21 protein-coding genes are annotated in these 24,004 nt (G+C 60.4%); 7 read left to right on the top strand and 14 right to left on the bottom strand.

The window, feature by feature from the left end:
- Positions 1-467: 467 nt before the first annotated feature.
- Complete coding sequence (locus Q0C28_RS11875) at positions 468-1,382, bottom strand: rhodanese-related sulfurtransferase (RefSeq protein ID WP_293576040.1); 915 nt, start codon at positions 1,380-1,382, stop codon at positions 468-470.
- Positions 1,383-1,504: 122 nt separating this feature from the next.
- On the opposite strand from Q0C28_RS11875, the gene pncA reads away from it, so the two are divergent.
- The 3 genes from pncA to pncB all read left to right on the top strand — a co-directional run bounded on the left by pncA (position 1,505) and on the right by pncB (position 5,801).
- Entirely contained in the window at positions 1,505-2,113 is a 609-nt protein-coding gene (pncA, locus tag Q0C28_RS11880) for a bifunctional nicotinamidase/pyrazinamidase (protein WP_293576042.1), read from the top strand.
- A 56-nt stretch (positions 2,114-2,169) separates the two neighbouring features.
- Positions 2,170-4,440 carry an ATP-binding protein gene (locus tag Q0C28_RS11885; RefSeq protein WP_293576044.1) on the top strand — a complete coding sequence of 757 codons (2,271 nt, stop codon included), beginning with the start codon at positions 2,170-2,172 and terminating at the stop codon, positions 4,438-4,440.
- Positions 4,441-4,511: 71 nt separating this feature from the next.
- Positions 4,512-5,801: a nicotinate phosphoribosyltransferase gene (gene pncB, locus Q0C28_RS11890; RefSeq protein ID WP_293576046.1), complete on the top strand. Its 1,290-nt coding sequence runs from the start codon at positions 4,512-4,514 to the stop codon at positions 5,799-5,801.
- A 129-nt stretch (positions 5,802-5,930) separates the two neighbouring features.
- On the opposite strand, the gene Q0C28_RS11895 is transcribed toward pncB, so the two are convergent.
- The 5 genes from Q0C28_RS11895 to Q0C28_RS11915 are packed head-to-tail and all read right to left on the bottom strand — an operon-like array spanning position 5,931 to position 11,267.
- Positions 5,931-7,388, bottom strand: coding sequence for an aldehyde dehydrogenase family protein (locus Q0C28_RS11895; protein ID WP_293576048.1), 1,458 nt, complete (start codon positions 7,386-7,388; stop codon positions 5,931-5,933).
- The gene (locus Q0C28_RS11900; RefSeq protein ID WP_293576050.1) at positions 7,381-7,854 is read right to left on the bottom strand and encodes a GNAT family N-acetyltransferase; all 474 of its coding nucleotides are present in this window, start codon (positions 7,852-7,854) and stop codon (positions 7,381-7,383) included. The genes Q0C28_RS11895 and Q0C28_RS11900 overlap by 8 nt, the downstream gene beginning before the upstream one ends.
- Complete coding sequence (locus Q0C28_RS11905) at positions 7,851-9,458, bottom strand: ABC transporter ATP-binding protein (RefSeq protein ID WP_293576051.1); 1,608 nt, start codon at positions 9,456-9,458, stop codon at positions 7,851-7,853. Before Q0C28_RS11905 ends, Q0C28_RS11900 begins: the two co-directional genes overlap by 4 nt.
- Positions 9,455-10,270: an ABC transporter permease gene (locus Q0C28_RS11910; RefSeq protein WP_293576053.1), complete on the bottom strand. Its 816-nt coding sequence runs from the start codon at positions 10,268-10,270 to the stop codon at positions 9,455-9,457. The genes Q0C28_RS11905 and Q0C28_RS11910 overlap by 4 nt, the downstream gene beginning before the upstream one ends.
- Before the next feature lie 49 nt (positions 10,271-10,319).
- The gene (locus Q0C28_RS11915; RefSeq protein WP_293576055.1) at positions 10,320-11,267 is read right to left on the bottom strand and encodes an ABC transporter permease; all 948 of its coding nucleotides are present in this window, start codon (positions 11,265-11,267) and stop codon (positions 10,320-10,322) included.
- A 320-nt stretch (positions 11,268-11,587) separates the two neighbouring features.
- Between Q0C28_RS11915 and Q0C28_RS11920 the strand changes: the two genes are divergently transcribed.
- Positions 11,588-12,697 (top strand): acetoin utilization protein AcuC, encoded by a 1,110-nt coding sequence (locus Q0C28_RS11920; protein ID WP_293576104.1) that lies wholly within the window; start codon positions 11,588-11,590, stop codon positions 12,695-12,697.
- A 63-nt stretch (positions 12,698-12,760) separates the two neighbouring features.
- On the opposite strand, the gene Q0C28_RS11925 is transcribed toward Q0C28_RS11920, so the two are convergent.
- Positions 12,761-14,239, bottom strand: a complete 1,479-nt coding sequence (locus Q0C28_RS11925; RefSeq protein ID WP_293576057.1) for an ABC transporter substrate-binding protein — start codon at positions 14,237-14,239, stop codon at positions 12,761-12,763.
- A 177-nt stretch (positions 14,240-14,416) separates the two neighbouring features.
- On the opposite strand from Q0C28_RS11925, the gene panB reads away from it, so the two are divergent.
- From panB to glpK, 3 genes are all read left to right on the top strand, one after another.
- Positions 14,417-15,280: a 3-methyl-2-oxobutanoate hydroxymethyltransferase gene (gene panB, locus Q0C28_RS11930; RefSeq protein WP_293576059.1), complete on the top strand. Its 864-nt coding sequence runs from the start codon at positions 14,417-14,419 to the stop codon at positions 15,278-15,280.
- Between the two features lie 6 nt (positions 15,281-15,286).
- Entirely contained in the window at positions 15,287-16,165 is an 879-nt protein-coding gene (panC, locus tag Q0C28_RS11935; RefSeq protein WP_293576061.1) for a pantoate--beta-alanine ligase, read from the top strand.
- Positions 16,166-16,233: 68 nt separating this feature from the next.
- A complete protein-coding gene (glpK, locus tag Q0C28_RS11940; RefSeq protein WP_293576063.1) occupies positions 16,234-17,718 on the top strand; it encodes a glycerol kinase GlpK in 1,485 nt (494 codons plus the stop codon).
- A 142-nt stretch (positions 17,719-17,860) separates the two neighbouring features.
- Here the strand turns inward: glpK and Q0C28_RS11945 are convergent, their stop codons facing one another.
- The 7 genes from Q0C28_RS11945 to Q0C28_RS11975 form a co-directional block, all read right to left on the bottom strand.
- On the bottom strand, positions 17,861-19,117 hold the full coding sequence (locus tag Q0C28_RS11945; RefSeq protein ID WP_293576065.1) for a flavin-dependent oxidoreductase: 1,257 nt from the start codon (positions 19,115-19,117) through the stop codon (positions 17,861-17,863).
- A gap of 152 nt (positions 19,118-19,269) precedes the next feature.
- Positions 19,270-19,809 carry an isopentenyl-diphosphate Delta-isomerase gene (idi, locus tag Q0C28_RS11950; protein ID WP_293576067.1) on the bottom strand — a complete coding sequence of 180 codons (540 nt, stop codon included), beginning with the start codon at positions 19,807-19,809 and terminating at the stop codon, positions 19,270-19,272.
- A 223-nt stretch (positions 19,810-20,032) separates the two neighbouring features.
- Positions 20,033-20,482 carry a c-type cytochrome gene (locus Q0C28_RS11955; protein WP_293576069.1) on the bottom strand — a complete coding sequence of 150 codons (450 nt, stop codon included), beginning with the start codon at positions 20,480-20,482 and terminating at the stop codon, positions 20,033-20,035.
- 132 nt (positions 20,483-20,614) lie between these two features.
- On the bottom strand, positions 20,615-21,667 hold the full coding sequence (locus tag Q0C28_RS11960; protein WP_293576070.1) for a P1 family peptidase: 1,053 nt from the start codon (positions 21,665-21,667) through the stop codon (positions 20,615-20,617).
- A gap of 91 nt (positions 21,668-21,758) precedes the next feature.
- The gene (locus Q0C28_RS11965; protein ID WP_293576072.1) at positions 21,759-22,520 is read right to left on the bottom strand and encodes an SDR family oxidoreductase; all 762 of its coding nucleotides are present in this window, start codon (positions 22,518-22,520) and stop codon (positions 21,759-21,761) included.
- A 65-nt stretch (positions 22,521-22,585) separates the two neighbouring features.
- Entirely contained in the window at positions 22,586-23,005 is a 420-nt protein-coding gene (gene arfB, locus Q0C28_RS11970; protein WP_293576074.1) for an alternative ribosome rescue aminoacyl-tRNA hydrolase ArfB, read from the bottom strand.
- Positions 23,006-23,351: 346 nt separating this feature from the next.
- Complete coding sequence (locus tag Q0C28_RS11975) at positions 23,352-23,984, bottom strand: queuosine precursor transporter (RefSeq protein WP_293576076.1); 633 nt, start codon at positions 23,982-23,984, stop codon at positions 23,352-23,354.
- Between the last annotated feature and the right edge of the window lie 20 nt (positions 23,985-24,004).

Below are 24,004 nucleotides of genomic sequence, written 5' to 3' on the forward strand. Positions count from 1 at the left end.
GGAAACATTGTGGGAGTTTAGAAAGCCCCGCCCCAACGCGGGCGCTTTCCGATCAGATAGCGACCGAGATCATCGCTCATAAAACGGTAGCAGGCTTCCGTCCTCGTGAGCGGCATACAGCTGTCCGTCTTTTACTTCGGCACTGGAAACGCGACGGAAGTAAGTGGGGGTGTTTGGAAGGTGTTTGAAAGCGCGGCCGAGAGGAAACGGGACGCAAGGCGGTCACACGAGGGCAGTTCCAGTTAAGTCTTGAAAACAAGCAAATCACTTCACCTTTCTGGGGACTTGCAAGCCCGGTGCCGCCACATTGCTTGAGGAGGAGCGCGATGATCCAATCTGCACCGATCCACAGGGTGCAGATCGCAAAGCGGTGCATGATCGGCTTATTCATGTGATTGCGAGGGCTCTGAACCTTTAGGTTCACCCGATACGCACCATGGTCTTGTCTGGACTCCAGGCGGGACCTGTCAGCCGAGTTGCAGGTGGCCCAGGTGATCCTCGCCGCGGTCGCGTGCCAATTTCATCTGTTTCTGCCGCTCCCGGAATCGGGCTTTGTCGGCTTCGGATGTGGTTTCGATACATTGGTGACAGGACACGCCGGCCTCATAGGCGGGGTTGGCCTTGTCTTGCGGCAGGATTGGGCGCCGACACCCGTTGCACAGCTCATGTGGGCCTTCTGCCAGACCGTGGCCGACGGAGACGCGGTTGTCGAAGACGAAACACTCCCCCTGCCAGGTGCTGTTCTCCTCGGGCATCTCTTCGAGGTAACGCAGAATACCGCCTTTCAGGTGGTAGACATCCTCAACCCCTTGGCCGATCAGGAAATTGGTCGATTTCTCGCAGCGGATCCCACCGGTGCAGAACATCGCCACGCGTTTGTTGTGGAACCGCTCCTTGTTGGCGTCCCACCAGGCGGGAAACTCGCGGAAGCTTGCGGTTTCCGGATCGATCGCGCCTTCGAACGTGCCGATCGCCACTTCATAGTCATTGCGTGTGTCGATCACCACAACGTCGTCGCTGCGGATCAGGTCGTTCCATTCTGCCGGTTCTACATAGTGGCCAACGCTGGCGCGCGGGTCGACATCCGGTTGACCCATGGTGACGATCTCTTTCTTCAGCCGAACCTTCATGCGGCCAAAGGGTGGATGATCGCTTCGCGCTTCTTTCCACTCCAGATCAGCGCAGCCGGGCAAAGCGCGCACATGCGCCAGCACCGCATCGATCCCGCTTCGGGGACCTGCGATAGTGCCATTGATACCCTCTCTTGCGAGTAGCAAAGATCCTTTGACGTCATTTGCTGTGCACAGCTCCAGCAGCGCAGGCTTGATGGTTGCAGGATCGTCAAAACGGGTGAAATGGTAGAGTGCGGCAATCGTATACATAAGAGGGGCTTACACCAACGGACCGCGACGCTGCAAGCGGGTCTGCCGCCGAGATCCGACAGTGCAATTGACGAACACAGATGTGGGGCGTACCCCTGATGCACAAACCGCAGGAGAGTTTGATGACCCAGGCCTTGATCGTAATTGATGTGCAAAATGACTTTTGTCCCGGTGGCGCGCTTGCGGTGCCGGATGGCGATGCGGTTGTGCAGCCGATCAATGCCATGATGGCGCAGTTTGATGCGGTTGTGCTAACGCAGGACTGGCATCCCTCGGGACACAGCTCTTTTGCCTCCAGCCACCCGGGGCATGCACCCTATGATGTGATCGGCATGCCCTATGGGCCACAGGTGCTCTGGCCGGATCACTGCATCATCGACACTGCAGGGGCAGCATTTCACAGCGATCTGGTGACCACAAGTGATCTGATCCTGCGCAAAGGCTTCCGCCCGCAGATCGACAGCTATTCCGCCTTCTTCGAAAACGACCAGACGACGCAAACAGGGCTGCATGGTTATCTGCAGGACCGTGGGCTGACCAAGCTGACATTGGTTGGTTTGGCAACGGATTTCTGCGTTGCATACTCGGCCCTGGATGCTGCCCGTCTGGGGTATGAGGTCACAGTGGATCTGCGGGCCTGCCGCGGTATTGATCTGGATGGTTCACTGCAGGCCGCTTTGGATCAGATGATCGCGGCAGGGGTCAATTTGGTGCCGACAGATCAGCGATGAGTTGTTAAGGTCTTCGTGATACGACTATACAGTGGTGTCTGCGAGGGTGTTAAATAGTGACTGAACAGGTTGATCTTGCTGGGGATGGCCCGCTTGAAACCTATCATCGACGCTACAGTCGGCGTGGCCTGCTGAAGCGGTATGCGGCGGGTCGGCGTCGGTATTTCCTGTATCGGCAGCTCACCGTTGTTGTTGTCTCCGCGATGATCACTGTTTTGCTGTCGCCTGAGGTCGGTGTGGCGGTCTTCCTGCTGGCGTTTTTCGGCGACACGCTTGATACCCTGTATATCACCCGGATGTCATCACTGCGGCGGGGCCGATCGATCCGGCGGGTCCTGACCGTCAGCACCGGAACGGCCGGGCTGCAGGCGTTTTCCCTGGCGGTGCTGGCCTGCGCGCCCACCCTGTTCATGAGCAATCCGGACTCGCAGCTGCAGTTTGCGGATGAAACCTCTTTGTTCACCATGGGTATCCTGATCGGTGCTGCGGTCGATTCCGCGGTGATCCTGCCTTATCACCCGGCCGCTGGCATTCTGCGGCTTCTGATATTTGCCGCCGCGCCGGTTTTGGCCGTGCTGACGACCAGTATGGAAATCCAGAAGCTGGAGACTTTTCATGGTTTCCAGTTGGCCGGTCTGGGGGTGCTCTATGTCAGCACCGTGTTTTTTGTCAGCTTCATCAACTCCCGCTTCCAGCGCTCCCGCAAGAATACGTTGGCGGTGGCGTTGCAGCATAAACAGCTGCAGCAGACCAATGCCAAACTGCAGGCGCAGCAGTTGCAGTCGGAACGCCTGGCTGTGGTCGCCGAGAACGCCAATGACAGCGTGTTTCTGATGGATGCTACCGGGCGGATCACCTGGGTCAATGAGGCGTTTACCCGGATCACCGGCTATCAATATTCCGAAGCCATTGGTCAGCAGCCCGGGGATCTGTTGAACGCGGATGTCACTGACCAAACGGTGATACGGGCGTTGGAGCAGGGCCGCGCCACCGGTAAGCCATTTCGACTGGAAATCTGCAACCGCCGCAAGGACGGGCAAACTCTTTGGCTGGAAACCAATCAGGTTCCTATGTTGCGCGAGGATGGCACCGTAGAAACTGTGATCGCGGTGGAACGCGATGTGACCGCGGCAAAACGCTATGAACAGCAGTTGAAAGACGCCCGGATCGCCGCCGAAGAGGGCGCGCGGGTGAAGTCCGAGTTTCTCGCCACCATGAGCCATGAAATCCGCACCCCGATGAATGGGGTGATTGGCATGGCCCAGATGTTGGAACGCACCAATCTGGACGAAGAGCAGAAACTCTATGCCGACACCATTCTCGGGTCCGCCCGTACATTGTTGTCGCTGATCAATGATGTGCTGGATCTTTCCAAAATGGATGCCGGGCAGGTCGAACTCAGCAATGTTGATTTCGATTTGCGCAGCTGTTTTCAGCAAACCCTGAACCTGTTTGAACCACAGGCCCGCGAGAAAGGTATCTCCCTTGCGCTCGATGTTGCAGAGGATGTGCCCGAGCGGATCAACGGGGATGACCGACGCCTGCGCCAGGTGGTGTTGAACCTTGTTGGCAATGCAGTGAAATTCACCGATGAGGGCGGGGTGAAGGTTGCCGTCTCCGCCCAGCAGAGCGCTGATCATCTGCGGCTTGAGTTCAGCGTGACAGACACGGGTATCGGGATCGCCCGCAACAAACTCGATCATATCTTTGAACGGTTTTCTCAGGCAGATGCCGCCATCACCCGCCGGTTTGGCGGCACCGGTTTGGGGCTGACCATTGCGCGGCTCCTGTGTGAGGCGATGGGCGGCGATATCTCGGTCACCTCGACCCTCGGAGAAGGGGCCTGTTTCGCGGTGCATTTGCGGATGAACCACGCGGTTGGCTCTGACAGTGAACAGGTGGTGTCTGCTGGCTTTGCCGCCGCCGCAGATGACAGCGCGACACTGGATGGCATGCGTATCCTGGTGGCCGAGGACAATAAGATCAACCGCCTGTTGATGCGCAAATACCTGCAGGAGGAGCCTATCACACTGGAATTCGCGGTCGATGGTGCAGAGGCTGTGGAAATGGCGCGCTCCTTTGATCCAGACGTGATCTTGATGGATATGTCGATGCCGGTGATGAACGGGCTGGAGGCCACCGAACAGATCCGCACCATGGATCTGCGCCAACCGGTGATCACCGCGCTGACAGCCAATGCGTTTGACTCCGACCGCGAGGCCTGCCTGGATGCGGGAATGGACGATTTTCTCAGCAAACCGGTGAACCGCTCCGACCTTCTGCAGGCGTTGCGCCGCTACGCACCAAAGGTGCTGAAACAGGCCTGACACGGAATTTCTTTGCCCCTGCGCCAGTGCTGTTTTATCAACCCTTGAAACGCCATGGATGAGGCCCGCCGGTGGACATTGCAACCCGCGTCTATAACCACAAGTGGAAGATTGATCCGATTGTCAGATCGTTGATCGATACGGATTTCTACAAACTCCTGATGTGCCAGTCGGTGTATCGCAACAAGCCGGACACCGAGGTGCGGTTTTCGCTGATAAACCGTTCAAAGCACATACCGCTGGCGCATCTGATCGACGAAGCAGAGCTGCGCGAGCAGCTTGATCATATCCGGTCGCTGTCGCTGTCGCGTGGTGAAAGCACATGGTTGCGGGGCAATACCTTCTACGGCAAACGCCAGATGTTTCGTCCCGATTTCATGGAATGGTTCGAAGGATTGCGCCTGCCACCCTATGAGCTGGAACGTAAGGGCGATCAGTACGAACTGACCTTTGAAGGCAAATGGCCAGAGGTCATGCTGTGGGAGATCCCGGCGCTGGCGGTGCTGATGGAACTGCGCTCCCGTGCGGTCATCAACAGCATGGGTCGGTTTGAACTGCAGGTGCTCTATGCCCGCGCGATGACCCGGGTTTGGGAAAAAATCGAACACCTGCGGGAGATCGACGGGCTCAGCATCGCGGATTTCGGCACCCGCCGTCGCCATGGGTTTCTCTGGCAGGATTGGTGCGTGCAGGCCATGCAGGAGGGGCTTGGCGACAAATTCACCGGCACCTCGAACTGCCTGATCGCCATGCGTCGCGAGGTGGAGGCGATTGGCACCAACGCCCATGAGTTGCCGATGGTCTACTCGGCACTGGCGGAGGATGACGCCGGGTTGGCGCAAGCTCCCTATGAGGTGCTGTCTGACTGGCATGACGAACATGATGGCAACTTGCGGATTATTCTGCCGGACACCTACGGCACCGAAGGGTTCCTGGAACGGGCTCCGGATTGGCTGGCAGGCTGGACCGGTATTCGCATCGACAGCGGCGATCCGGCGGAGGGTGCGGAAACCGCGATCCGCTGGTGGCAGGCGCGCGGTGAGGATCCGCAACAGAAGCGTGTGATCTTTTCCGATGGTCTGGATGTTGCCAAGATCAAAGAGCTGCATGCGCAGTTTTCGGGCCGCACAAAGATCTCGTTTGGCTGGGGCACCCTGTTGACCAATGACTTCCGCGGTCTGGTGCCAGATGACGCGCTCGCGCCCTTTTCGCTGGTGTGCAAAGCAGTGGCTGCCAACGGTAAGCCAACGGTGAAACTCTCCGACAACCCGGAAAAAGCGATGGGACCTGAGACGGAAATCGACCGCTACAAACGGGTTTTTGGCGTCGGCGCGCAGGCCAGCCAGGCGGTCATAGTTTAGAAACACTTCGCCGATTTTGGGGCGGGATTTGCAGATTCTTCCATAAGTTGCGGCAGCAGCTCTGCCCCAATGTTTCGCGTGCGAAACAACGCGTAACAGATGCTGACCCAATCTGCTGCGCGGCTATGATCAGCCGTGGTGGGTTGCCACGGTTTTCAATTGCGAAAATCCATAGAGCGCTTCGAACCCTTTTTCGCGGCCATGGCCAGATTTTCCGACGCCGCCAAATGGCAATTCCACTCCGCCGCCAGCCCCGTAGTTGTTCACAAACACCTGCCCGGCGCGCAGACGTTTTGCCAGCCGCATTTGTCGCCCGCCATCGCGGGTCCAGACGCCCGCAACCAGCCCATACTCCGTGGCATTGGCAATGGTGAGCGCCTCGTCTTCGGTGTCAAAGGGGATCAGCACTTGCACCGGGCCAAAGATCTCTTCCTGAGCCAGCACATGGTCAGGCGGCACATCAGCAAACAGCGTTGGCCGGACATAGCTGCCTGTCTGTTCTGCGGTCTCGCTCAGATGGCCTTGGCCTGCGATTTGCAGGTCAGCGCCTTTGGCCAGATATGTCTCGACGATCTGTTTCTGTCGGGCAGAAATCAGCGGTCCCAGTTGCAGATCCGCCAGCGCCGGCCCAACTGTTAGCTTGTCATATGCGGCGGCCATGGCGTCACGGACCTGATCATAGACACCACGCTGAACCAAAATGCGCGAGGCTGCCGAACAGGTTTGACCTGCGTTCTGGATCCCCGCATTCACCAGGAACGGAAGCGCAGCTGTGAGATCGGCATCGTCAAACACCAGTTGTGGAGATTTCCCGCCGAGCTCCAGCGTGACGGGCACCACATTGGCGCCAGCGGCCTGCTGCACCAGCATCCCGGTCCGCACCGAACCGGTAAAAGAGATATGGTCAACACCCGGATGGGAGGCCAGCGCGGCACCGGCCTCTGCGCCAAGGCCAGGCACCACATTCAGCGCGCCATCGGGCAGACCTGCCTCGACTGCGATATGAGCAAAGGCCAGAGCCGTCAGGCAGGCTTCTTCTGCGGGTTTCAAAACACAGGCGTTGCCCATGGCCAAGGCCGCTCCGACCGATCGCCCGATGATTTGCATCGGATAGTTCCACGGCACGATATGGCCGGTCACCCCATGAGGTTCGCGCAGCGTATAGACGGTGTAGCCAGCTTGATAGGGCAGGGTGTCCCCATGGACCTTGTCTGCGGCGCCACCGTAGAATTCCAGATAACGGGCCAGTGCCACCGCATCCGCGCGCGCCTGTGTCAGGGGTTTGCCAACGTCCCGGGCCTCCAGCTCTGCCAGTGTATCGACGCGTTCCAGAACCAGTTGACCCATCCGGCTCAGCAGGCGGCCCCGTTCGGTTGCGGTCAATGCACCCCAACTGCCCTGCAGGCTATCGCGCGCGGCGGCAACAGCGGCATCGATGTCGGCGCCCGTACCCCGGCTGATCCGGCACAGGCTGCGGCCGTTGGAGGGGTCGGTCAGTTCGAGCGTTGCGCCATCTGTCGCGGGTTGCCACTGCCCGCTGATCAGGCAGAGTTCCGGATCAAACCAAAGCGGTGCGGCGTCAGTCATTCTGGGCTCCTGCGATGAAAAAGCTGTAACTCTTGATCTGATGCTCTGTGAAAGGCGCGCCATCGCGCAGCTGTTCCACGCCCTTCAGCGCGCTCAGGCAGGTGCCCCAGAATGCAACCGCATTGGGTGATCCCGCAGATATGCCCATGCGCCAATAACCAGGAAATTCATCAAAGATCAGGCTGGCCGCCGCATGACCCAGGCCTTGCCTGCGATAGGTTGGATCGATGTAGAACTCCGACAACTCCCGTCGGTCATCGGGCAGGTTAAGCACAATCGCAAAGCCGATGTGGTCATCGCCCTGCCGGATCCAGAACGCGGTCACATCTTTGCGGTGCAGCATCTGGCCTGCACGTTCGCTTGGATCAATCCGCAGTGTTGGCGCGATTTCAGAGAAATACCGTGTCAGCGCCGTGGCGAGGCGGGCGCGTTCCCGCGGCAGGATCAATGTCAGTCGAAAGCTCATGCTGCCCCCGTTTGCAGATCGGGCAGCACCGGTGCGGCGGCGATCAGTCGTTGCGTGTATGGATGTTGCGGATCGGCGAACAGATCTTCGGTCAGGCCCTGTTCCACGATCCGGCCGGATTGCATCACCAGACAGCGGTCGGTCATGCTGCGCACCACATGGAGATCATGGCTGATGAACAGGTAGCTGAGCCCATAGGCCGTGCAGAGTTCTGCCAGCAGATCGAGGATCTGTGCCCGCACCGAAACATCCAGTGCTGAAACAGCCTCATCAAAGAGGATCAGGTCTGGCCGGGTGATCAGCGCGCGGGCGATGGCAATCCGCTGACGTTGCCCGCCAGAGAACTGATGGATGTAGCGATGGGCATCCTCTGGCGTAAGACCGACAGCGCGTAGCGTTTCAGCCACCAGATCGCTGCGTTCCTGGCCCACGGGGGCATCTGTGACGCTGTGGAAGGGTTCGGTGATCAGCCGGGCCACCTGATGGCGGGGGTTGAAACTGCCGAAGGGATCTTGAAACACCACCTGCATTTTGCGCCGCTGCTGCGCTGTCAGCCCGGTGGGATCAATCGGCGTGCCATGCAGCAGGATCTCTCCACCTTGGCAGGGTTCAAGCCCCAAAATAGCCCGTGTTAGGGTCGATTTCCCGCAGCCGGACTCCCCGACCAATCCCAGCCGTTCACCGGGGTGCAGGGTGAAGCTGACGTGATCGACTGCGCGCAGATGCTCTGCCCGTGCCAACAGATGGCGGCGCGGCAGTGGGTGGTCTTTCACCACGTTGCGCAGTTCCAGCAACGGGGGCTGGGCGGGATTTGCCGGTGGTCGTGCCGGGAGGGTCGGGCGGTGTTTGGACGCAGCAAAGAGCCGTTCGGTGTAGGGATGCCTGCGGGCGGCCAGCAGCTGTGGCGTGCTGCCGGTTTCCACCACTTCGCCTTTGCGCATGACAACGATCCGATCGGCCAGATCTGCAACCACGGCCAGGTCATGGGTGATGATGATCATGCCCATGCCATAGTCGTGGACCAGATCGCGCAGCAGATCGAGGATCTGAGCCTGTGTTGTGACATCCAATGCAGTTGTGGGTTCATCGGCGATCAGCAGCTTGGGCCGCATGGCGATGGCCATGGCGATCACCACCCGTTGGCGCTGCCCGCCCGACAGTTCATGCGGATAGCGGCTGAGCGGAAAGCGGTCGGGCGGCAGACCAACCCGTGTCAGCAGGCGGCGGGCTTCCTCGCGGGCCTCGGCGCGGCTGAGGGTGCTGTGCTGCTGCAGGGTCTCCATCACTTGTGCCCCGATGGTCTGCACCGGGTTCAGCGCTGTCATCGGTTCTTGAAATACCATGCCGATTTGGCCGCCGCGCAGATCACACATCTGCGCTTCGCTCATCGCCAGCAGGTCCTGGTCTTCAAAGTGAAGGTGGCCCGTCACCTGCGTGCAGCGGGGCAAAAGGCGCAGGATGGCCAGGGCCGTCAGTGATTTGCCTGATCCGCTTTCGCCCGTGATGGCAAGGATTTCGCCAGTCTGCACCGAAAGAGACACATCACGCAGGATGGGAAAGGCGCCAATGGACAGCGATAGGTTGGTGATGTCCAACAATGTCATGTGCGGCCCCGCTGTAGTTTTGGGTCCAGCCAGTCGCGCAGCCCATCGCCAAGCAGGTTGAGCCCCAGAACCGTCACGATGATGGCGCTGCCGGGCACCAGGGCCAGATGCGGGGCCAGGCTGACCATGGTCTGCGCATCCGCCAGCATCCGCCCCCAGCTTGGCACCGGAGGTTGTGCACCCAGGCCCACATAGCTGAGCCCGGCTTCGGCCAGAATGCCCAGCGAAAACTGGATGGTACCTTGTACGATCAGGAGGTTGGCGACATTCGGCAGGATATGTTCAACCGAAATTCTGGCACGGCCTTTCCCAGCGACGCGGGCGGCCAGGATGAAATCGCGCTGCCAGAGCGACAGCGCCGCGCCACGGGTGACACGGGCAAAAACGGGGATGTTGAAAATGCCAATGGCGAGGATGGCGTTGATTGCGCCCGCGCCAAGGATAGCGGTGATCAGGATCGCGATCACCAGAGACGGGAAGGCGAAGACCAGATCATTGGCGCGCATGATGACCTCGTCCAGCCAGGAACCACGCTTGGCCGCGGCCGCCAGACCAAGAGGCACGCCGATCCCCATGCCGATGCCAACGGCCACCAGCGCCACCGCAATAGAGGTGCGCGCGCCCACCATGATCATTGACAGGATGTCGCGGCCAAAATGATCGCTGCCGAGCCAATGCTCCGCACCTGGGGCCTGTAGTTTGGTGGGGATGTTCATCGCGGTATGGTCAAACGGCGTCCAAACAAATGACAGCGCAGCCATCATCAGCACCAATCCGGTCAGCACCCCGCCAAGGACAAGGCTGCGGCTCATCGTCCGTCTCCGTTGTTCGGGGCTGGTGTGATGGCTGGACGGGGCAGTGTCATCGGGTGCCCCGCAGTCTCGGGTCGACCAGTGCGTAGGTCAGATCAACGAGGAAATTGACCAGGATCACTGCAAACACCAGCAGCATCACCACGCTTTCCACGACAATCAGATCACGGGCGGAAATTGCCTGAAACACCAGTCGGCCCAACCCTGGCAGGTAAAAGACCTGTTCGATGATGATCGCCCCCGCCAGCAGGAAGGAAAACTGCAACCCGATGATCGTGAGCACCGGGATCAGTGCATTGCGCAAACCGTGGCGCCACAGGACCTGCCGTTGGCTGAGCCCTTTGGCACGAGCGGTGCGGATGAAATCTTCGCCCAGAATATCCAGAAGAGCGGATCGCATGACACGAGCAAGAATGGCGGCCTGGGGCAGAGCCAGGGCAATCGCGGGCAGGGTGAGCGAGCGAAGTGCAGCCCAGGCTCCGGCGTCCCAACCCGCAAAGCCACCGGCACTGAACCAGCGCAGGTTGATGGCAAAGATCAGAACCAGCATCATGGCAAACCAGAAATTCGGGACAGCAATGCCCAGCTGGGTTGCGCTCATGACCGCGATATCGCCGGATTTGCCGGGATGGGAGGCTGCGAAAATCCCTGCGGGCAGCGCAATCAGTGTCGACAGGATCAGGGCAAACAGAGCCAGTGGCAGCGATACCCAGAGCCGATCTGCCACCATCTGCGCCACCGGGGTGCGGTAGGTATAGGAGGTGCCGAAATCACCTGTCAGCATGCCGCCAACCCAACTGATGTAGCGGGCGAGTTTGCTCTGATCCAGGCCCAGTTCGCTGCGCAAAGCTGCGATTGTGTCGGGTTGGGCGTTGATCCCCAGCATGAAGGACGCAGGATCGCCGGGGGCGATTTCGACCACAAAAAAGATCACCCACGAGGCAACCAGCAGGCTGACGAACAACGACAGCAGGCGTTTGGCGAAATAGCGTCCCATCACCGGCAGGTTAGGGGGCCGTTGCGATCCGGTCCAGAGCCTGCGCAGGCCGCAAAGGGGCAAAATCCAAAATTGTTTTGGTTCCACAGGGGCCTACAGTACCCTATGGGCGAAGATGTGCGACTATCGCGCAGCAGATAATTTGGCGGCTTGCCGCGATTTGGTGGATTGGCATGGGGTCGAACTGGGCTAGTTCTGGGCGCATGACAGATATGCCCCCAAACGCCAGTCGTCCGTTGACGGCCAGCCCCGAACCAGCAGTGCCTGTGCGCGCAGGCCTGGATGATCCATCGCCTGACAGTCGCCTTGGTGCCGTGCCGATGTTTGTCGGATCAGAGATCTATCGCGGCTCCAGCTATGGTCGCAGCCATCCCTTGCGGGTGCCGCGGGTGTCCACGGTGATGGATCTGTCGCGGGCGCTGGGCTGGCTGCCGACGGAGCAGTATCGCAACTCGCCCCGGGCAAAACCCTCCGCGTTGCACAGCTGGCACAGCCCTGACTATATCGCCGCTTTGCAGGCGGCTGAGGCGGCGCAGGAGGTCAGCGAAGAGGTCAAGGCGCGGTTCAATATCGGGACAATTTCGAACCCAGTGTTCCCCGAGATCTTTCGCAGGCCTGCGACGGCAGCGGGCGGCTCTATCCTCTCGGGAGAGCTGTTGGCGGATGGGGGCGTGATCTACAACCCGGCTGGTGGCACCCATCACGGGATGCCGGATCGTGCCAATGGGTTTTGCTATCTCAATGATCCTGTGCTTGCGATGCTGTCCCTGCGCCATCACGGCGCGCAGCGGATTGCCTACGTCGATATTGATGCACATCACGCCGATGGGGTGGAGCATGGCTTTGCCGGGGATCCCGACGTGCTGATGATTTCGACCCATGAGGAAAATCTCTGGCCCAAGACCGGGACACTGACAGATGACGCTGGGGGCAGCGCGCTGAACCTGCCGGTGCCGCGTGGCTTCAATGACAGCGAAATGGCCTACATCCTGGAAGAGTTGATCCTGCCTGCGGTGGCGGATTTCGCGCCGGATGCGGTGGTCCTGCAATGTGGTGCGGATGCGGTGACCGAAGATCCGCTGGCCCATCTAGACCTGTCAAACAACGCTCATTGGGCGGTGGTGTCTGCGCTGCGTTCATTGGCGCCGCGCTATCTTGTGTTGGGGGGTGGCGGCTACAATCCCTGGTCGGTTGGTCGCTTGTGGACTGGGGTTTGGGCGACCCTCAATGAGCAGGAGATCCCGGACCGGCTGCCCCTTGAGGCGGAGGCGGTGTTGCGGGCGCTTGAGTTCAAAGGACATCGTTTGGGGCGCAACCCGCCAGAGCATTGGTTCACCACATTGCGTGATGATCCGCGCCCCGGCCCGCTGCGCGATCAGATCTGCGAGTCGGTTGCCATACTGCGCCGCCGACGTGGCTTGGATGGATGATGGGGGCTGGATAGCAACGCCCGGGTTGGGCGCTGCTTTCGGCTCTAATACAGGTATTTCGGCCTAGTTGGCCCAGCTGACCGCTGTCAGGTCGGTGGCCTGTGTGGGAGAGTTGGCCCACAGGCCCTGCAAATCCGCCCTGGCCACGCTCAGCGCGGCGAGCTGGAACAGGAAGCCGTTCACATGGTCGGCGGCAATCATTTCCTGTGCCTGTTGCATCATCCGGGTGCGGGCCTGTGGATCGGTGGTGCGGGTCAGCTCGGCCATCAGATCCTGAAAGGCAGGGTTGTCATACTGGAAGTAGTAATCGGGACGGGCATAGATGCCGATGTCCATCGGTTCCGTGTGGCTGACGATGGAGAGCCCGAAGGTCTTGCCCCTGAATACTGTTTCCAGCCACTGGGCCCATTCCACATTGATGATCTCTGCGGTGATGCCCACTTCGGCCAATTGGGCTGCGATGATCTCCCCACCGCGGCGGGCATAAGAGGGCGGTGGCAGATGCAGCGTGGTGGCGAAGCCATCAGGCAAGCCTGCCTCTGCCAGCAAGGCGCGGGCCTTGTCCGGGTCATGGGCGCTGGTGCCGGTCAGGTCGACATAGGCGGGATTATGCGGGGCAAAATGGCTGCCGATTGGTGTGCCGTAGCCAAACATCGCGCCATCAATGATGGCCTGACGGTCAATCGCGTGGGCCACTGCGGCGCGGACCTTGGGATTGTCGAAGGGGGCTTGTTTGTTGTTGATCGACAGGATGGTCTCCCCTTCGGTTGAACCGACGAGGACCTGAAAGCGGGGATCTGCCTCGAACTGGGGCAGGTTTTCGGGCGCTGGGAAGCCAGAGAAAGCATCGATATCTTCGGCCATCATCGCTGCAAAAGCGGCTGTCGGATCAGAGATGAACTTGAAGGTTGCCCCGCTGAGTGCCGGGGCCGCGCCCCAATAGTCCGGGTTGCGGGTCAGATCGATACGGTCGCCCTGCACCCAATTGGTGAAGGTGAAGGCACCAGTGCCGATTGGGGCAGTCTTGATCGTATCAATGCTCTCCGGGGCGACGATCACAGCATCCCCCCACGCCAGGTTGAACAGCAGGTTGCCGTTGGGCTGCGCGAGCGTGAGCGTCACGGTCAGCGGATCAACCACATCCACACTTGCGATATCTGCAAACAGGGCCTTCTGTGCGTTTGTGCTGTCTTCGGCGCGGGCGCGATCCAGGCTGAATTTCACATCTTCGGCGTCCATGGTGGTGCCGTCATGAAAGGTCACGCCATCCTGCAGGGTGAAGGTATAGGTCAGTCCATCCTCCGAGATCTGCCAGCTTTGGGCGAGACCGGGCACAACCGATCCATCGCTGGTGAACCGGGTCAGCCCCTCGAAGACGTTGGCATACAGCACCTGGTCAATGGCTCCGGCGGCGGCGCTGGTGGGATCCAGATGCGGTGGCTCCAGCTGCAGGGCTACGGTTAAGGTGTCACGCGCGGTTGCGGCACTGGCCATCAGAGCCAATGAGGTGCCAGCGGCGAGCAGAAAAGACGGTCTGGTCATTTTGAATTCTCCCTGGTCGGTGCAGGTCTGGGCTGCAAGCGGACGGTGTCATCCGCCCATTGCGGGAAAGTGTTCCGGTTTTCCCTCGGGTAATCAAGGCTTGTAGGTATTTTCGCCCTCTAGAAGCAGGGCCCGGAAATTGCTAGCCGTTCGCTATTCGAACGAAAGGACGTCGAAATGAGCGCCACAGCCCGAAAGACCGCCCCAAACGCCGAAGATTTGCGTGCGCGGAAAGGCGGAACGCCATTGGTGAGCCTGACCGCCTATACCACGCCGATGGCGAAGTTGATGGATCCGCATTGTGATTTTGTGCTGGTCGGGGACAGCGTTGGCATGGTGTTGCATGGGCTGACGTCGACCTTGGGTGTCACGATGGAGATGATGATCCTCCATGGGCAGGCTGTCGCGCGCGGGTTGAACCAGGCGATGCTGGTCATTGATATGCCCTTTGCCAGCTATGAAGAAGGCCCCGCGCAGGCGTTTCGCAATGCGGCCCGGCTGATGGCAGAGACCGGCGCGGGTGCGGTGAAGCTGGAGGGCGGTGTTGAGATGGCGGAAACCATCCGCTTTCTCGTGAAGCGCGGCATTCCGGTGATGGCGCATATCGGACTGACGCCTCAATCGATCAACACGCTTGGTGGTTACAAGGTGCAAGGCCGTGACGATCAGGCCGAGGCTGTTTTGGCAGATGCCCAGGCGGTGGCAGAGGCAGGGGCGTTTTCCGTGGTGCTGGAGAAGGTGCCGCAGGGGCTGGCTGACCGGATCACTGCAGAGGTCGCAATCCCGACCATTGGCATTGGCGCCAGCGCCGGGTGTGACGGCCAGATCCTGGTGGTGGATGACATGTTGGGGTTCTTCACCGCGTTCAAGCCGAAGTTCGTGAAACGCTATACCGATCTTGGTCCCTTGGCAGAGGCGGCCATTTCCGAGTATGCAGCCGAGGTGCGCGCGCGGAGCTTTCCCGCGCCCGAACATGTGTTTGCCGATACGGCCCCCGCCGCGAAGACCGCGGCGCGCAGCGCGGCCTCGCAAAAGGACTGAACCAACATGACTGCACCTATTCTGCGCCGCCTGAGCGACTTGCGTGCGCTGCATGCTACCTGGCGTCGAGACGGCGCGCGGATTGGCCTCGTGCCCACCATGGGGGCGCTGCACGATGGGCATCTGTCGCTGGTCGCGGCCGCCAAGGCGCGTTGTGATCGGGTGATCGTCACGATTTTTGTCAATCCCAAGCAATTCAACAACGCCGAAGATCTGGCAAAATACCCGCGCACTGAATTGGACGATGCGGCAAAGCTGGCGCCTTTTGGAGTGGATGCCATTTATGTGCCGGATCCGGATCAGATTTACCCGGAGGGCTACGCCACAACCGTATCAGTCGCCGGGTTGACCGATGTGATGGAAGGCGAATTCCGCCCAGGCCATTTTGACGGTGTGGCCACTGTGGTGGCCAAACTGTTCCTGCAGTGCGGCGCGGACGAAGCGTTTTTTGGCGAAAAGGACTATCAGCAGTTGATGGTGGTGAGCCGAATGGCGCGCGATCTGGATATCCCGATTGCGGTGCGGGGCTGCGCCACTGTGCGCGAACCGTCGGGCTTGGCGATGTCATCGCGCAATCTGCGCCTGTCGCCGGAGGCGCTGGGCAAGGCGGGTCAGCTTTATCCCGTGTTGCGGAATTTGGCCGATCAGCTCATTGCCGGGGCGGACTATGCGGCACTGCTGCCCGATGCCAAGGCGCGTTTGCTGGCGGCGGGGTTTGATGCGCCAGAGTATTTGGATCTGCGGTGTGCGGACAGCTTGCAGCCTATGGAGCGGCTGGACCGCCCGGCCCGCCTGTTGGTGGCCGCCTGGCTGGATGGGATCCGGTTGATCGACAACATCGCGGTGGATCCACACCCGACCGAGACAAGCGAACTAATTGATTAGTAAGGGCTGGTAGCGATACCGCTTTTAGGTCTAATCTCTGCTCCGACACGACCCAGGGAGGGGCATTGATGAGATATATTCTGGCGATCGATCAGGGCACGACCTCGACCCGCGCAATCCTGTTTGATGAAAAGATGCAGGCGGTGCGGACAGCGCAGCAGGAGTTCACCCAGCATTTCCCGCAGGCCGGTTGGGTCGAGCATGATCCAGAGGATCTCTGGACCTCGACGCTGGAGGTTTGCCGCAAGGCAATGGCAGAGCAAGGTGTCAGTGCGGCAGAGATTGCCGGTATTGGTATCACCAACCAGCGCGAAAGCACCGTTGTCTGGGACCGACACACCGGTGCGCCGATCCATAACGCGATTGTCTGGCAGGACCGTCGCACCAGTGCCATCTGCGAAGAGTTGAGGGCTGCGGGCCATGAGGACACTGTGCGCCAGAAAACCGGTCTGCTGTTGGACCCCTATTTTTCTGGCACCAAGCTGAAATGGATCTTGGACACGGTGCCGGATGCTCGGGCACGCGCCGCAGCGGGGGATCTGCTGTTTGGAACCGTTGATAGCTTCCTGATCTGGCGGCTTACGGGGGGTGACTCCCATGTGACCGATGCGACCAATGCAGCGCGGACCCTGATGTATGACATTCGCAAGGGCCGCTGGAGCAGTGAGATCTGTGGTTTGCTTGACGTTCCGCGTGCGATGCTGCCGGAGGTTCAGGACTGTGCTGCAGATTTTGGCACCACAAAGCCGGAGTTTCTCGGCGGTGCCATCGCCATCCTCGGCGTGGCGGGCGATCAGCAGGCGGCAACGATCGGGCAGGCTTGTTTCGAACCTGGCATGATGAAATCCACCTATGGCACCGGGTGTTTTGCTCTGCTTAATACCGGTGACACGCCGGTGGTGTCGAAAAACCGGATGCTGACGACCATTGCCTATCAGCTGGACGGCACGCCCACCTATGCGTTGGAAGGTTCGATCTTTATCGCAGGGGCGGCTGTGCAATGGCTGCGCGATGGTCTGGGGGTTATCGAATCGGCGGCGGAAACGGGCGCATTGGCTGCCAGTGCAGATCCGGGACAGGATGTGATTTTGGTGCCTGCGTTCACAGGCTTGGGCGCGCCCTATTGGAAGCCGGATTGTCGTGGTGGGATGTTTGGCCTGACGCGCAGTTCTGGCCCTGCGGAGTTCGCCCGCGCGGCGTTGCAATCGGTGGCCTATCAGACCTGTGATCTGTGGGAGGCGATGCGGGCAGATTGGGAGGGGGACACCCAGGTGACGCTGCGGGTGGACGGCGGCATGAGCGCAAGCGATTGGACCATGCAAAGTCTGGCAGATCTGCTGGGGGCTGCGGTTGATCGGCCGGTGATGCAGGAGACCACGGCGCTGGGCGCTGCGTGGTTGGCTGGCATGCGGGCAGGTCTCTATCCGGATCAGCCGGGCTTTGCCGCGACCTGGGCGTTGGAACGCCAATTCACGCCAGAGATGGACGCGGACACCCGGCAAGCGGCCTATGCACGTTGGAAACGCGCGGTTGAGGCGGTGATTGGGGTGTAACACCTCATTGCGGGCGGCCATTGCGGGTGGCCATTGCAGGCGGCAGGATCTCCCGCCTGTTTGCGCCCTTTCAAAGAAAGACCCCCACAGTTGGGGGTGGCGCCGCGCATTGCGCGGCGTTTTTCTGTGCGCCTGTACGGGTTCAGCCGATCCTTGCACCTGGTGGGAGTGTTTTGGGACGCGCGTTGAGTGCTTCGATGGAGAAGCCTGCGATGGATTTGTATTTTGCAGCGTGGTTGGCCAAATCCTCATGCGGGATCACGGTGTTGATGTCGGTGAATTCCCCACCGCAAAGATCCTCGACCTGCTGCAGGATGCCATCGGGTCCACCCCCTGCACGGTTGGCCTGTGCCACAGCGGTGGTGGTGGGCCGCACCTCTGCCTCATAGGCGCTGAGCGCTGTCGACGTGATACCATGGCGTAGCATCTGCGCCCCGATGATGCGGGCATCCACGATGGCTTGGCTCGCCCCGTTGGAGCCAACGGGATAGGTGGGATGGGCAGCGTCGCCCATCAGAGAGACAGCGCCGTCCTGCCATGTCGGCAACGGGTCTCGATCCACCATCGGGTAGTCATAGATGACCTCGGCCCCGCGGATCAGCGCGGGCACATCCAGCCAGTCGAATGTCCAACTGGCGAAATCCGGCAGGATATCATTTGCCTCTGCGGCGCGGCTCCAGTTGGCACCTGCCTGAGCCGCCGTTTGATGGATCTGCTTTTCAGCGATCCAGTTGATGGTTGCCTGCCCGTCGGCATCGGGTTGGCTGATCGGATAGGCCACAAGGCGCAGGTGGTCATGGCCGATCATCGCCATGGCCGCGCCGCCGTGGAAAACCGGTGCACGTGTGGTTGCGCGCCACAGGGTGCGACCGTTCCAGATCGGGGCTCCTTCCTCTGGGTACATCTGGGCGCGGATGGCCGAATGAATACCGTTGGCCCCAATCAAGAGACGTCCCAGATGGGTGCTGCCATCCTCGAGCCGAAGGGCAACGCCCTGCTCTTCATGAACATACCCAACAGCGCGCGCGCCGGTGGTGATGACCGAGGGTCCGGCGCGCTCCAGCAGTGCGTGATAGAGCATCATTTGTAGGGCGCCGCGGTGAACCGAGAATTGTGGCCAATGGTAGCCTGCGGCCTGTCCACGCGGTTCCTCCCAGATCGTATGGCCGCGTTTGGAGTAGAACCCCAACTGCCGGGTCCGCACGCCAATGGCCGACAGCGGCGCCTCCAGCCCGAGGTCGAAGAGTTCACGCACAGCGTTGGGCTGCAGGTTGATGCCCACACCCATTGGTTTCAGGGTCTTCGTGCTTTCAAAGATGTGAAAGGGGATGCCGAGTTCCTGCAACGTCAGCCCAAGGGTCAGACCGGCAATGCCGGCGCCGGAAATCAGGACAGTCATCGCATGGCCCCTTGCCTGTTGTCGCCACACCAAAGAACCACGTGGGCCTTGGCGGGGCAAGGGTGGCGGGCGGATTGGCTGCAACCGCGCTTGGCCGCGCGGAACAGGTGGTCAGACAGTCAGGGCAGCCAGATGATCAGCGGATCACGGTATCAGGCGCTGTTCAGGCAAAGTGCGGGGCCAAAGATCACATCGGCATAGCGATCAAGATAAATTTTGACCCACGGGGTGAAGCGGCTTGGATGGCGATGCACTTCGGCGAGGAGATCGTGATAATTGACCCAGCGTGTTTCCATCACCTCGTCAGGATTTGGTGACAGCTCCAGATCGCGATGGGCATGGGCCAGAAAGACATCCACCACCTCATGTTCCACCAGCCCATTGCCGACCTCGGCGCGATATTCAAGCGTTTGGCGAAACTCCGGATAGAGCCCGGTGATCCCCAATTCCTCGTTCATACGGCGGACGGCGCAGCGGGCGGCGTCCTCTTGCCAATGGGGATGAGTGCAGCAGGTGTTCGCCCATTGCCCAGGGGTGTGATATTTGCTGAGCGCCCGGCGTTGCATCAGGATATCGCTGCCCTTCACCACAAAAACAGAGACAGCTTTGTGTTTCAGGCCCTGTTCGTGGACCGCCATTTTGTCGACGGGGGTCAACGTGCCATCGACCCAGGCGGGGATCATATTGTCCATCTTGGTCCCTCGTCAAAGGAGAAAGTTGCGCTGTGTCGTCCGGGTCGCAGGCGGCGTCTTGACCCAATAGTGGGTGACATGCCGCGGTACTGCCGTTGCAGGGACGAGGGTGTCCGCCGCCCCTGCAGACCGGTGAGATAGCCCTCACCTTGCCTGATTGCAATTGCACGAAACGCCGCGCAACGCTCGTTTTGGCGGGTTCAGTTGAAACCTGGGTTCAAGATCAATCAGTTGTGGGGCCATCCCCTGCGACATCAACGTCATCTGGACCGTGTTGTGCCAGGAAGGAAAAAATGTCGTCTGCGCCGTTTTTTAGGCGAAAGGCCATTTTCGATTTTGCCTTCTCGTCATCGAGAAAGACGCGCAGAAAGCCACGTGGATCTGTGGTGAACGCAGCAAAATGCTCTGCGGTCCAGATCAGCCCCTTGGCCTTGGCATCCTTCAGCCCCTGACCATAGCGATAGTCCTCTGCCGAGGCGGCAGGGCGTCCGGCAATACCCCAGAGGTTCGGCCCGGTTCTGCCCCCTTTGACGATCACCTCGCCCTCATCGGAAACGATTCTGTGGCAGGCTTTGCATTTGGCGAACCCCTGCTCGCCTTTGGCCGCATCCCCAGCGGCGAAGACCGGTGTACTCAGCAGGCTGAGGGTTGCAATGATGGGACCAAGCTTCATGTCGGCGCGCTCCGGTTGTGTTGCTGTCTGCGCACTTGGCGCTGTGCTCGCCGAGGAGTCAAATGCGCGTCTTGCCGCATCAATTGGTCATTGGGCGGCTCTGCTGGGCTTTGACCTTGGCGCGAAATGTGGTCAGGGCGTTTTGGCGTTCTGCTCCTGCCAGCAGGGCAAGAGATCACCTGGTTCCGGTGTTGCCAGAGCGACAGAGCGGGCAATCGCGCGGCTGAGGCTGAGCGCGGCGGCATGGCACAGCTCTCCCAGATCCATCTGCAGATCGTTTTGTTCTTGTTCCTGCGCTTCATCCGCGGTGCTGAGCGCAAAGACAAGATCTCCATCGCCGGGAGAATGGGCAGGCACAATCGCGCGGGCAATGCCGTCATGGGCGGCAATTGCCAGGCGCTGACACTGCGATTTGGTCAAGGGTGCATCAGTGGCGACGATGGCGATGGTTGTATTGCTGCCTTCTGCCGGTAACGTCGAAGCTGCGGCCAAGTCCAACATGGCAGCGATTTTCAAGCTGGGTTCGGGGGTGGCAAAGCCGCTGCGGGGATCTGCCCCCAGACCGCCAAATTCATTTCCGATCTCAAAAGGTGCAGCCCAAAAATGGCGATCTCCTGGTGTTGTGACAGAACCAAGAGGATTTGCTGCCACCAGCGCGCCGACGGTCACCCCGCTGGGGAGCACAAAAGAGGCCGATCCAAGCCCGCCCTTGACGCGTGCGGCCAGCGCGCCTGTGCCTGCCCCCACAGTGCCGAGATCGAATTGGTCTGAGGCCTCTTCCAGGGCGCTGCGGCCCAAGGCGGCATAGGGATTTTCACGCCAGGCTTTGTCGCCGCCATTCAGCAGATCAAACAGGATGGCCCCGGGCACGATCGGCACACGCGCAGGGCCCACGGCGAACCCGCGGCCCGCATCCCGCAGGCCCGCAACCACGCCGGAGCAGGCGTCCAACCCGAAGGCTGATCCACCCGACAGCACCAGAGCATCCACCTGCGTCACAGATTTGTCTGGCGCCAGCAGGTCCGTTTCCCGAGTGCCCGGTGCCCCGCCCATGACATGAACGGCCGCGGTAAATGGGCGATCTGCGGTCAGCACAGTGGTGCCGGATTTCAGGTTTTGGTCCTGGGCATTGCCGACCCTCAGACTAGCGACATCCGTGATCAGATTCTTGCGACCGGGGGTCATGGCAGCTGTCCTTTTTGATGAGCGCGCCAGGGCGCGCGGCCTCCGGCGGGAGTATTTGGGGAAAGATGACAAAGGGTGCGTGCCTGTGTCGTCAGATACAGCGGCCACCGTCGACTTCGAGGGCGACGCCTGTGACCATGCTGGCTTCGTCCGAGCAGAGGTAGCAGGCCGCATTGCCCATGTCCTGTGGGGTTGAAAACCGGCCGATGGGAATGGTGGAGAGGAATTTGGCCCGCATTTCGGGTGTGTCTTCGCCCATGAAGCTTTTCAGAAGCGGGGTTTCTCCGGCAACGGGGTTCAGCGCATTGACGCGAATGCCGCAGGGGGCAAGTTCGACGGCCATGGTGCGTGTGGCCGTGATCATCCAGCCTTTGGAGGCGTTGTACCAATTGAGGTTGGGGCGCGGTGACACCCCTGCGGTGGAGGCCACATTGAGGATGACGCCGGATTTGCGCGATTTCATCGCAGGCACCAGCGCCTGAGCCGTCAGGTAGACCGATTTCATATTGACCGCAAAAACCCGGTCGAAGTCGTCTTCGCTGACCTGCTCCAGCGGGGTGGGGCTGTGGGTGACGCCTGCATTGTTCACCAGAATGTCGACCTGACCGAAGTGGTCCATGGCTGCGTCTGCCATGGTTGAAACAGACCTGCGATTAGATACATCGACGGTCTGGGCCAGTGCGCGGTCGGCGCCATAGCTGGCGCAGGCAGTGGCAGCGGCGGATTGGGCGCCGTCCTGGTTGATGTCCGCGATCATCACCTGAGCCCCTTCCTGCAGAAATTTATCGACAATCCCGGCCCCAAACCCCGACGCCCCGCCGGTGACGATGGCGCGCTTTCCCTCCAGACGCATGGCTGGTCTCCTCCCTTGGCTTTGTCGCAGCTTGGCCGGGATTGGAGGGCAGCGCAACCAGCGCGCTAGTCGAGGTCGATTTTCCCGCGGGTCGATTTCAGATCGCTGCGTTGGCGTTTGGCGTCCAACCGTCGACGCACGGATCCGCGCGTTGGTTTGGTGGCGATCCGGCGCTTGGGTGCGACCAGCGCTTTGCGGATCAACTCTGCCAGCCGGTCGCGGATGATATCCCGGTTGCGGGTCTGTGAGCGCGTTTCATCACAGGACAGGATGATGGCGCCTTCTTTGGTCCAGCGACGACCGGCGAGGCGTTTCAGCCGGGCCTTGACCGCAGGTGTCAGCCCTGGGGATCGCGCCGCTTCGAAGCGTAGTTCGACGGCTGTGGCCACCTTGTTCACATTCTGCCCACCGGGGCCCGAGGCTCTGATGAAGCTCTCGGTCATTTCCCAGTCCTGCAGGATGATATCATCTGAAATCCGCAACATGGGGTCAGCATACTGTCCAGGCGATCTGGCTCCAAGGGTCGTTGTGATCACGCATCTGATGACAGCGGGTGAGGGGGCGGGCGAGGGGCGCGAAAGATGCAAAAAGGGCCGCTCGTTTTCCAAGCGGCCCCTTCGAAAGTCTGTAAGAGCAAAGGCAGGTTAGGGACATGTCCCAGCCGGGTGACCACTGCCTTGGAGGGCTGCCTCAGAGGCGGGCCGCTCCGGTTGTTGCTGCGCCTTGCTCCAATACCTTTCTAGACACTGGATCACCTCCTTTTCTATCTGTTTCCGTTGAGACAGAAGGTGGCACAGTCTGGCGCTTTGTCAAAATAAAAAATTCCCAGGACTAGTGGGCTTTGGTTTCGCCGCGTAGCAGATGCCCGACGATCAGGCGAAACGGGATCAGCGCTAGCAGAGCCAAGCTGATTTTGACGCCCCAATCGGCCACAGCCAGCGACACCCAGAGCGGAGCAATCGGACCGCTGCCCAGGATTGGCAGCAGTTCGCCAGCCCAGGATACATCTGTGGCCGGGTCAATCCAGCTGAGGCTTGCCGAGAAGGCGATGGAGAAAAACAGGGCTGTGTCCACGGTGGCACCAATCAAGGTGGAGGCCAACGGGGCCCGCCACCAGGTGCCATTGCGCAGGGCGGCAAAGATCGACACATCGAGCAATTGCGCCGTGAGAAACGCCAGACCGGATCCGATGGCAATCCGCAGCGTGACCAGAGGACCGAACTCACCCATGATTTGCGTCCCGATGAGTGAGCAGAGCACGCCAACGAGGAAGCCAGCGAAGACCACTTTACGCGCGGGGCCGGTGCCGTAGATCCGGTTTGTGATGTCGGTGACCAAAAAGGCGATTGGATAGGTGAAGGCACCCCAGGTCAGCCATTGGCCAAACAGGAATTGCACCAGGATATTGGAGGCCACCACAATGGCAGCCATGGCGAGGATGCCAGGAAGATAAGAGCGTGTCATGTCAATGGTCCGTTTTTTAG

It is taken from the genome of Phaeobacter sp. (assembly GCF_022825805.1).
Classification (GTDB): Bacteria; Pseudomonadota; Alphaproteobacteria; order Rhodobacterales; family Rhodobacteraceae; genus Phaeobacter.

Coding starts and splice junctions, on each gene's coding strand:
- panB (WP_293576059.1), top strand. CDS start 14,417: ATGAGCGCCACAGCCCGAAAGACCGCCCCAAACGCCGAAGATTTGCGT.
- Q0C28_RS11900 (WP_293576050.1), bottom strand. CDS start 7,854: ATGAGCTTTCGACTGACATTGATCCTGCCGCGGGAACGCGCCCGCCTC.
- Q0C28_RS11875 (WP_293576040.1), bottom strand. CDS start 1,382: ATGTATACGATTGCCGCACTCTACCATTTCACCCGTTTTGACGATCCT.
- Q0C28_RS11905 (WP_293576051.1), bottom strand. CDS start 9,458: ATGACATTGTTGGACATCACCAACCTATCGCTGTCCATTGGCGCCTTT.
- pncA (WP_293576042.1), top strand. CDS start 1,505: ATGACCCAGGCCTTGATCGTAATTGATGTGCAAAATGACTTTTGTCCC.
- Q0C28_RS11945 (WP_293576065.1), bottom strand. CDS start 19,117: ATGACTGTCCTGATTTCCGGCGCCGGCATTGCCGGTCTGACCCTTGGG.
- arfB (WP_293576074.1), bottom strand. CDS start 23,005: ATGTTGCGGATTTCAGATGATATCATCCTGCAGGACTGGGAAATGACC.
- idi (WP_293576067.1), bottom strand. CDS start 19,809: ATGGACAATATGATCCCCGCCTGGGTCGATGGCACGTTGACCCCCGTC.
- Q0C28_RS11960 (WP_293576070.1), bottom strand. CDS start 21,667: ATGACCCCCGGTCGCAAGAATCTGATCACGGATGTCGCTAGTCTGAGG.
- Q0C28_RS11920 (WP_293576104.1), top strand. CDS start 11,588: ATGTTTGTCGGATCAGAGATCTATCGCGGCTCCAGCTATGGTCGCAGC.
- glpK (WP_293576063.1), top strand. CDS start 16,234: ATGAGATATATTCTGGCGATCGATCAGGGCACGACCTCGACCCGCGCA.
- Q0C28_RS11975 (WP_293576076.1), bottom strand. CDS start 23,984: ATGACACGCTCTTATCTTCCTGGCATCCTCGCCATGGCTGCCATTGTG.
- Q0C28_RS11955 (WP_293576069.1), bottom strand. CDS start 20,482: ATGAAGCTTGGTCCCATCATTGCAACCCTCAGCCTGCTGAGTACACCG.
- Q0C28_RS11895 (WP_293576048.1), bottom strand. CDS start 7,388: ATGACTGACGCCGCACCGCTTTGGTTTGATCCGGAACTCTGCCTGATC.
- Q0C28_RS11910 (WP_293576053.1), bottom strand. CDS start 10,270: ATGAGCCGCAGCCTTGTCCTTGGCGGGGTGCTGACCGGATTGGTGCTG.
- panC (WP_293576061.1), top strand. CDS start 15,287: ATGACTGCACCTATTCTGCGCCGCCTGAGCGACTTGCGTGCGCTGCAT.
- Q0C28_RS11965 (WP_293576072.1), bottom strand. CDS start 22,520: ATGCGTCTGGAGGGAAAGCGCGCCATCGTCACCGGCGGGGCGTCGGGG.
- Q0C28_RS11915 (WP_293576055.1), bottom strand. CDS start 11,267: ATGGGACGCTATTTCGCCAAACGCCTGCTGTCGTTGTTCGTCAGCCTG.
- Q0C28_RS11925 (WP_293576057.1), bottom strand. CDS start 14,239: ATGACCAGACCGTCTTTTCTGCTCGCCGCTGGCACCTCATTGGCTCTG.